General features: G+C 45.9%; 10 protein-coding genes. 8 read left to right on the top strand and 2 right to left on the bottom strand.

Annotated features, from left to right (window positions below):
* Nucleotides 1-669 precede the first annotated feature (669 nt).
* Nucleotides 670-1,071 (top strand): hypothetical protein, encoded by a 402-nt coding sequence (locus H4Q31_RS20245; protein WP_185180877.1) that lies wholly within the window; start codon nucleotides 670-672, stop codon nucleotides 1,069-1,071.
* Nucleotides 1,072-1,144: 73 nt separating this feature from the next.
* Here the strand turns inward: H4Q31_RS20245 and H4Q31_RS20240 are convergent, their stop codons facing one another.
* Nucleotides 1,145-1,381, bottom strand: a complete 237-nt coding sequence (locus H4Q31_RS20240) for a hypothetical protein (protein ID WP_185180876.1) — start codon at nucleotides 1,379-1,381, stop codon at nucleotides 1,145-1,147.
* Nucleotides 1,382-1,584: 203 nt separating this feature from the next.
* Between H4Q31_RS20240 and H4Q31_RS20235 the strand changes: the two genes are divergently transcribed.
* The 7 genes from H4Q31_RS20235 to H4Q31_RS20205 all read left to right on the top strand — a co-directional run bounded on the left by H4Q31_RS20235 (nucleotide 1,585) and on the right by H4Q31_RS20205 (nucleotide 7,813).
* Entirely contained in the window at nucleotides 1,585-1,923 is a 339-nt protein-coding gene (locus H4Q31_RS20235) for a hypothetical protein (protein ID WP_185180875.1), read from the top strand.
* A 234-nt stretch (nucleotides 1,924-2,157) separates the two neighbouring features.
* Nucleotides 2,158-2,640, top strand: a complete 483-nt coding sequence (locus H4Q31_RS20230; RefSeq protein ID WP_185180874.1) for an Rrf2 family transcriptional regulator — start codon at nucleotides 2,158-2,160, stop codon at nucleotides 2,638-2,640.
* 183 nt (nucleotides 2,641-2,823) lie between these two features.
* Nucleotides 2,824-4,008, top strand: a complete 1,185-nt coding sequence (locus H4Q31_RS20225; protein WP_185180873.1) for an MFS transporter — start codon at nucleotides 2,824-2,826, stop codon at nucleotides 4,006-4,008.
* Nucleotides 4,009-4,076: 68 nt separating this feature from the next.
* Nucleotides 4,077-4,463, top strand: a complete 387-nt coding sequence (locus tag H4Q31_RS20220) for a nuclear transport factor 2 family protein (protein WP_185180872.1) — start codon at nucleotides 4,077-4,079, stop codon at nucleotides 4,461-4,463.
* Nucleotides 4,464-4,766: 303 nt separating this feature from the next.
* A complete protein-coding gene (locus H4Q31_RS20215; RefSeq protein ID WP_185180871.1) occupies nucleotides 4,767-5,204 on the top strand; it encodes a hypothetical protein in 438 nt (145 codons plus the stop codon).
* Nucleotides 5,205-5,268: 64 nt separating this feature from the next.
* A complete protein-coding gene (locus tag H4Q31_RS20210; protein WP_185180870.1) occupies nucleotides 5,269-5,418 on the top strand; it encodes a hypothetical protein in 150 nt (49 codons plus the stop codon).
* 430 nt (nucleotides 5,419-5,848) lie between these two features.
* Nucleotides 5,849-7,813 (top strand): glycoside hydrolase family 127 protein, encoded by a 1,965-nt coding sequence (locus H4Q31_RS20205; RefSeq protein WP_185180869.1) that lies wholly within the window; start codon nucleotides 5,849-5,851, stop codon nucleotides 7,811-7,813.
* 35 nt (nucleotides 7,814-7,848) lie between these two features.
* On the opposite strand, the gene H4Q31_RS20200 is transcribed toward H4Q31_RS20205, so the two are convergent.
* The coding region (locus tag H4Q31_RS20200; protein WP_185180868.1) for a helix-turn-helix domain-containing protein at nucleotides 7,849-9,077 on the bottom strand (1,229 nt) is incomplete at its 5' end.

Here is a 9,077-nt window from a genome sequence, read left to right as displayed (position 1 = left end):
CAAAATTATTGACAGACCCGCTATCGATCTTTAATGAGTTACAGCATAGTCTAATACTTTATTTTTGAACTGCAATAATTAGGAAGATCAATTTATTCGCCAGTCTAAAACTTATTTCTCAAAAGTTGACGATTTTCAATCTTAAAAACCGCATCAAATCAACAACTTCAGTCTAATACTTTATTTTCTTTGTACAAATTTGTGTAAATAGCAATTAACGTTCAACCAGAGCCTAAACAGTCGTACTAAAGCCTAAATAGTCGTGTTACGAGCCGAGCGAAATTTCAGGTCCATTCCTGTTTTTCCTCGGCTTTTCCTTTGGGCAGAGAAGAGGGAAGCGGGAGTAGGGAAAGGTGCTAAGAAATAAGGAAATGCCTCTTGGGAGAAGGGGTGAAGGAAAGGCTGTGAAGCCTTGTGGATCTAGGAGAGAGAGGGATGGGGGAAAGGTGTTATGGCTGACCTGCTCGTTTTTGAGGGCGAGAGCTACCGGATGATACATGCGCTCATGAAAGAACGGTAAAAAAATTCCCCGCGACAATGATGGGGAAAAATGCACGTTTTTTTTGGGAGGTTTGCTTGACGAAATAATGACAATCAAAGGATCGGAAAGCGCCGGGTTTATGGTCCGGCGCCTACCGATCCTTTGTTCGACAAGATGCCCGGTCAGGTATGCAAATTGATACACATGGTATAATGGAGCATTCGGGTATCGTTACGGCAATGAACAATAACAACTTACTTGAAAGGACCTTCCGAATGCTATATTTCGTTGACTTAAATACTAGCAACAACTTTATGCTTGCTTTGGATGTGACGGTCCAAACTGTGGATGGCAAAGACAGAGTCGAGTTCTTTGACACGAATAGGGGAAGAGGATTCGAAGGCAAGGTGCTGGTTCGCGAGGAGAATGGATTTGTCTTTCTTACCGAGAGCGGGGATGTGATGACTTTCCGAGAGGCAACCGTGGAAGAGTTCGACTTGGTTTGGCGCCGATCTATCGAAGGGAGCGTGCCTGCTTTTCGATCGGATGAGGATTTGCACCGTTGGTATGACTCGGCATTCGCAGGGTGATTGTTCTCCGGCAAGCTGAACGAAAGGCAGTCAAGGACTCGCGTTCAGTCCTTGACTGCCCTCTAAGCACGCTTCAACTCGCGGCTCTCCGTTGATCCGCTGCGATCTCCGGAGCCGGCTCCGCGTCATCGCCGGTCTTGTAGTACTTCTCGTAGATATGCGCCGGGGCCAGCAGACAGAAGCCGACGAATAGCACGCAGAAGGCTAGAAATCCGAATATGCTAGCCTTATCTAGGATGAGCTGCGAGCCCTCCGCAGCTACCTTGGCCGTGCTGCCGCCGGCGGCTAACAGATTCAATACCGTATTCATGGACGATTCCTCCCGTTAAGATGATGTTGGTAGGAGCTAGGTTTACAAGGGGATCTGGTTAGTTCTATTGTGAACAATCCATGTCGGGTTGTATGTGAAATACATCACATATATGATCGGCGGAAAGCAGCTTTGGCAGCATCTCCGTTTATTCTCGACGTTGCCTTTTTCGTGGCCGGCATAAGGATTGCAGAACGAAAGCCATGGTGTGCTTTGAAGCGCAGGAAGACTTCGGCCATTCGGACGTTCTCGCTGACACGCCTGCCGACACCGCTGGCATTGTCGAAGATGAGCCGGGTCGGGACGCCGCCGATCCGGTGGAAGAAGTCCTGCAAGCCATGCGCGACGCATTCAGCCGTCTCGCCGCCGAAGAGCTGAACGTAACCGGCGTTGCTGTAGGGGAAGCTCACACACAAGAACTTGTACATCCGCTTCTGACCGCTGGCATCCATGAAGTCGGCTTCGCCGAAGTCCACTTGCGCTTCGCCCGGCTGCCAGACGAGCTCGACTTGTGTCGGTATTCGCGCAGGCGCTTCACATAGCGCGAGCCGTAAAAAGAAATTGCGATCGCCGAACAGTTGAACATCACACGGATGTATTACACTTTATCGGCACGTTAATTCAATCGAAGAGGGTAGTCTAGACGTTCTCACAACGACGGTCGGGGTTGGATTAACAAATCCAGACTAAAACTATATTTTTGTTGTACACAAGCAGCTCTTGACAAAGAGGAATCAGTGTAACTATGATAGTTATCATGAGGAAGGTGGAACATTGTGGCAATTGTGAGCAGATATACGGTGGCACTCCATATCTTGACCTGGATCGCATTGGCCACGGGAGGAAAGGACGAATTCGTCTCTTCGGACCGGATTGCAAATAGCGTGAATACGAGTCCTGTATTTATACGACGTATTCTAGGCAAGCTGAACAAAGGACGATTGGTCAAAGTGCAGCATGGCGGGACTGGAGCTGGCTGGAAACTGGCACGGCAACCGAAAGATATCACTTTTTTGGATGTATATGAAGCGGTAGTGGACACTCCCTTGTTCGAGCTTCATCACAGCACGCCCAATGACAACTGCGCAATCGGCAAAGGAATCCAGCCTGCATTGTCTGCGTTTTACAGCGATACCGAAAAGGCCATGAAGCAGCAATTAGCCAAGACAACGATTGCAGATTTGCTTCAGGAATCCGTAACTCAGAGCGGCTGGGAATTACAGGACTTGATGACCAGGCTTGCCGGCAACAAAAAATAAATAGTCGAGCGTACGGGAGGTGCAATTATAATGGATTTTTTTTAACGGCTGGTTCAGAACATGTTTTTTTACGTTTCAATGTAACTGTATCAGTTGTCTTGCAGTTGTGTTTTTACGACCATCAATGTAACTGCAACAATTACACTGGATTCGAAGCACCCTATTTTAAAAAGGAGTTGTGTCATGAATTTTCGAATCATTTTGCTGGCGTTAGGCATTTTTGCAGTCAATATGGAAGGCCTCATGATTGCAGGCATTTTGCCTTCAATCGCTAATCAATTTCAGGTTTCTGTATCCGAAGCTGGCTTGCTCGTAACGTTTTTTTCACTGGTTTACGCCATCGGATCACCGATCTTGACAACCGTGCTCGGCCAAGTGGAGAAAAGAAAATTGCTGGTAGGATCTCTCATTGCATTCACTGTAGGAAATATCATATGCAGTCTTTCAACCGCCTACGAATGGATGCTCGTAGGACGTATCATTGCCGCTATCGGGGCGGGAGCCTTTTCTCCTGCTGCGACAGCGACAGCGGCTTCCCTGGTATCTCCCGAAAAGCGGGGACGCGCCATTTCGATCGTCGTCGCAGGTCAGACCGTTGCCATGATAGTGGGTGTTCCCATAGGGATATGGCTCGCAATTTCCTACAACTGGCAAATTCTGTTCTGGATTGTAGCGGCCGCCGCTCTTCTTGCTTCCCTGCTCATCCGCTTGTTGTTTCCGGTTTTACCGTCAACCAGCTTTGTATCTTTAAAAGTTCGAATGGCTATTATGAAGCGCTCTGAAATCCTGTTGGCATTGTTTACGACGCTGTCATGGGGGATCGGAATTTTTTCCGTGTATACGTACATCGCGGAAATTTTCATCGGGCTTGGTGCCGTTGGCAAGACGGTAAGCATTGTTTTCCTGATTGCGGGCATCGCCAATTTTATCGGCGTAAGCCTTGGCGGTTATTCGGTGGACCGTATCGGTTCTCCCCGAACCATTACGCTATCGCTTCCCATACTTGGGATTGCTTTGGCCTTATTTTCGGTCGTGAGCACGATGCCTCCATTCAAAGGCGCTCTAGAAGTCGGCTTTGCAGCGGCGGTTCTTTGGGGAATCAGCACCTATATGTTCAATCCTGCCCAACAGCACCGGCTCACGACGATGTCCGGCCAAGCGGCGGGGATCGCCTTATCACTCCATGCTTCTTTTGTATATTTAGGAAGCGCGCTTGGCGCCATTCTCGGCGGGTTGGTTATCCAATACGGGGCCGTTGCCTACATCGGATATTTCGGCGGAGGTTGGATTCTTATTGCTTTACTCGTATTCGGAGCGAGCATGCGAGTCGCATCTACAAGGCAGCAGGCAAATGAAGCAAGTGGTTAATGAATTTGCTTGCTCCCGAAGAAGGCGGCAAGGGTAACTAAAATTAAAATAAAAGGAATGGTGAACCCATGATGAATCCGAAACAATTCTCAAACCTTTATCTCGCCGTATGGAATGAACCGAACGCGCAGCAGAGAAGAAAGAGCATCGAGCAGCTGTGGTCCGAGGATGTCGTACACTTCACGCCTTTACGTGAAGTGCATGGTCTGAGCGAGATGGAACAAAGAATCGCAACCAATCACGAGAAGTATGTAGGAGAGGGCCGATTCATATTTCAACTAAAAGCCCATGCGGACGGTCACCATAATGCTATTAAGTTTTACTGGGTTATGGTACCTTACCACGGGGGCAGCGCTGTAGCTGCGGGATCCACATTTATCGTATTCGGCGACGATGGCAAAATCCGATTGGATTACCACTTTAACGAGGAGCCGGAATCTCTCGCTTCGAGATGAACCGGGAGTTGGGTACCGCAAAATAGCTATTACTTGAAGAAAGTAACGGGGCAGATTACAAAGGTTACCTTGATAAAAAGACTTGGCCTTGGAGGGTGCGGATACTTGGGATCCCGAAGGATACGCTTCGGTACTATGACCGGATTGGACTCTCATCGCCGTCCCTGGAAAGTTTGGGTTACACAGAATGGAGTATATAGCCCCAGCTTATTGTCAGGAGGTTGCTGCATTTCTCGATGATTGTTCGGGAGATTTATCAGGCTATTCGAAAGAAGGAGCCTGGAATAACTGAGGAGGGATGTCATGGACATCAAGGTTAGGAATTTTTATTATCTGATCGCTGGCGTTCTTGCGATACTGTTTGCCGTTACGCACGCATGGAATGGGCAATCCGCTGTGCTGCCGACGCTCCACTTAAGTGCGATAGCCATGGATACCCGGATAGTATTCATATATGTCTGGCACATCATCACGGCGGAAAATCTGGTTTTCGGCATTGTATTAATTTTCATGTCATTACAAATCAAGCGATCGAAGACCCAGCCTGCCGCATGGACGATCGTGTCGCTTCTGATCGTTCGATTTATGGTCATTCTAGGCATAACAGCATTTCATGATGTTTCGGCACTTATGGATACTTTAGTTGATTCAATCGCCATCGTAATTTATGTTGCCATTATCATTCTAGGCATACGAATGAAGAAAAAAGAAATCGGAGGTCCGTCGCCGTCAGTCAAATAGGTGATAAACAATAGCAAAAGAATGTGTTTCATTCTCGAGTTCATTACGATGAGGCGGCGAACGGATGCCGCGGCAGGTAGAGCAGCGCATTCTTGTCGTCCTCAAAGAGCAAATGGATCGGGACGTTTTTCTTGTAGTGCTCACGCTGCCAGTCGGCTTCGCAGCGGCCGAGCAGTTCCTCGTTAAACGTCTGCATGTCCGTTACGACCGGTAGTCGAGCTGCTGAATTTCTTGTAGAATCTCCTGTGCTTCAGGAACGATATCAGCTATGCGAAAAAAAACAACTTGATATCCAACAGAATCAAACTTGATCTTGAATTTGGTTTTGCGGCAGATGGCAGATAATATCTATATTCATGAATGTGTTTGGCATCAGGAGATATTGGGGTCAGCGATTGTTCGTGAATGACCTTGTTGATATTAAGTGCTAGTTTCGTGAACTGGGCCTGCGATATAAGTTATTCTGCCATTTAAATTGCAAAAAGGTATCGGATTTTACATGTTAGTTCAAATTTATCCTTGCTAGTATAGTCATAAACCCAAGCGGCTAGATTTAATATTGCTACCGATGGAATAACACATTATTCACCAATGAAGACGTAGATATGTACGATCCGATATACAACTCATGTGGAGGTGCTTTCATGAATAGGATACAATCCCAAATTAAACAATTGCCACTAACGAATGTCATTTTGCAAGACCGGTTTTGGTCGGAATATATTCAATTGGTCCGCGATGTCGTTGTACCTTACCAATGGGAGGCGCTTAACGATCGAATTCCGGGCACTGAGCCGAGCCATGCCATCCAAAACTTTAAAATTGCGGCGGGGCTTGCGCAAGGGGAGTTTCACGGAATGGTCTTCCAGGACACCGACGTTGCAAAATGGCTGGAAGCTGTAGCCTATCTACTTGCCTCAGAGCGCGATCCGGAGTTGGAGCAGATTGTGGACGGAGTAATCGACGTCATTGCGAAGGCGCAGCAGGAAGATGGCTATTTAAATACTTATTTTACATTGAAAGAACCTGGCAAGCGGTGGACGAATCTCGCCGAGTGCCACGAATTATATAGCGCCGGCCATATGATCGAGGCAGGCGTCGCGTATTACAAAGCAACCGGGAAACGTAACCTCCTAGATGTCGTCATCAAGTTCGCGGATCATATTGATGATGTGTTCGGATATACTCCAGGAAAGCTGCAAGGGTATGACGGGCATCAAGAAATAGAACTCGCCTTGTTGAGGTTGTATGATGTGACCGGAAACGAGAAGTACGTTCGGTTAAGTCAATTCTTCCTTCAAGAGAGAGGGAAGGATAAGAACCCGCACTTCTATGATGTCGAATTGGAGAAACGCGGAAATACGACCCATTTTGGGCGTTGGATGCTGGATGATAAGACGTATAGCCAGGCGCATGAGCTTGTTACTAAACAGGATCGGGCTGTCGGGCATGCGGTAAGGTTCGTGTATATGTGTACAGGCATGGCACATTTGGCCGCGGTTACAGGCGATTCAGAGATGCTTGAAGCGTGTAAAAGGCTCTGGGACAACATGGAAAATAAACAAATGTATATTACGGGCGGGATCGGTTCCCAACAACATGGAGAAGCATTCAGTATAGATTACGACTTGCCTAACGATACCGTATATGCGGAAACCTGCGCTTCGGTCGGTCTTGTCTTCTTTGCTCAGCGCATGCTGATGCTGCAGCCGCATGGAAGGTATGCGGATGTGATGGAGAGAGCATTGTACAACACGGTGATTGCTGGTATGTCACAAGATGGTAAAAGCTTTTTCTATGTCAACCCACTCGAGGTTCACCCTCAAGCATGCAAAGCCAACCATAAATATCATCATGTGAAGACGGTTCGTCAAAGCTGGTTTGGTTGCGCTTGCTGCCCGCCTAATGTGGCACGTCTGCTAGCGTCCCTTGGGCAATATGTGTACACGTCTCGTGAAGACACAGTTTATGCGAACTTGTATATTGGAGGAGAAGCTAAGCTTGAGTTGGCCGGAGCTCAGGTGCAAATTAGTCAGCATTCCAATTATCCTTGGGATGGTGATATTTACTTTACGATAGATACGGATCGAACCGCGGAATTTACGCTTGCGGTACGAATTCCGGGCTGGTGCGAGGGGGCATCGATCTCGATAAATGGAGATGATCAACCACTGACTGCGATCGTTGTCGACGGATATGCCATGCTGTCACGCGAGTGGAAGCCTGGAGACCAAGTCCAACTTGTGCTTCCAATGACCGTTGAGCGCATGAAAGGGCATCCACTGGTTCGTCATACGGCAGGCAAAACGGCGCTTCAACGTGGACCGATCGTATTCTGCCTTGAAGAGGCTGATAATGGTCCAAATCTCCATCAAATCTATTTGCTCAAAGACGCTGAGCTAAATACGGAACTTGATGTATCGCTATTTAGAGGAGTTCAGGTCATCAAAGCAGCGGGCGTAAGGCAATGTTCGGATAATTGGGGAGATAGCTTATACAGACGGAATCCGAAAGTAGAAGAAATTCGTTCAGAATTAAAATTTATTCCCTATTTCGCATGGGCAAATCGCGGCGAAGGCGAGATGCGTGTTTGGATTGACGAGAAATAACCAAGCGAGCTGCACCTTAACGGGCAGCTCATTTTTTATTTATGCACATTTTCATATTCACTCGGAGATACACCAGTGTACTTCTTAAAACTTTTACTAAAGTAGCTAACATCACTGTATCCTACGATTTCTGCAATTCTCGATATGGCAAACGCGTTGTCGGCAGTCAATAGCTTTTTGGCTCTTTGCATTCTAATACTGGTGATATAGTTAGTTACGGTCAAACCTACTTCTTTTTTGAAAGTCTTTGTCAAATAACTGGAATTAACAAAAACATTCTTGGAGATCATTTCAAGATCCAGTTCATTATTCTGAAGATTATTTTCAATGTAATCCATTACCTTTTTAACAAGAATCTTAGATTTCGTTAATTTATTTGCTGTTGAATATTGGATGATCTGTTCGAATAAATCTGAGAACCAAATGAAGGACGATTCCATGGATTTAAGTTTCCTGACCTCAGCATAAGGGGAGAACTCCTTGCCAAAAACATCTTCAATACTCTTTCCAAGTTCCGTAATATGGGAAAGGCATAATGATACCAATCCCACAAAAATCGTTAAGGTGTAGTCCGCTGATAATCTTCGTTCTTTTATCAAGGCAAATACATTTGATAGCTCTTCATTAATTCTTTTTAGATCATTCAATTTCAACCCTTGAAGCAGGTTTTCATGTATTTCGCGGGGATAGAAGCCCACATTCATACCATTCGATTCAAGTCGGGTATACTCAATCACTTTTGCATCATTCATGATGAACTTGTTTTGAATCGAAATCACAGCATCGATGTATGAACTATGAACAGCTTTAAACCCTCGAACTGGTCTGCCGACTCCGACAGTGATTGTAAATTTCAAGTATTTTGTTACTACCTCATAAAGTCTCTGGAATTGATCCACATTAAATTTAGCCCAATCTTCTTCATTATCAAATTGAAGAATCGAAATGATTCTTCCTTCAGTTCCGTTAAAAACAATGTTATTCCCATTGATCGTGATTATTTCGTTCAATATATTGGAAACAGCAAATTGCCACAGCAAACTTTCACTGGCTTTGCTCAACGTTTGATGCAACTTGTCGATTTCGACAACGGCTACTTGAAATAATGGAGAGCGAATGGAAATTCCAACTCGATTTAAGTGAGCGTTCATTTCATCATCACTCAATATAAGTTCATTACTAATGAGTATATTTAGCAATCGTTCCTTTATTAATTCCAGTTCATCTTTACGTGTCTCCTTTTCTGTGTTTTGCAAGTAGAAAA

The sequence above is a fragment of the Cohnella lubricantis genome, assembly GCF_014212015.1.
GTDB lineage: Bacteria > Bacillota > Bacilli > Paenibacillales > Paenibacillaceae > Cohnella > Cohnella lubricantis.
The sequence above is the reverse complement of the archived record's forward strand: the minus strand, read 5'-3'. Positions and strand labels throughout refer to the sequence as shown.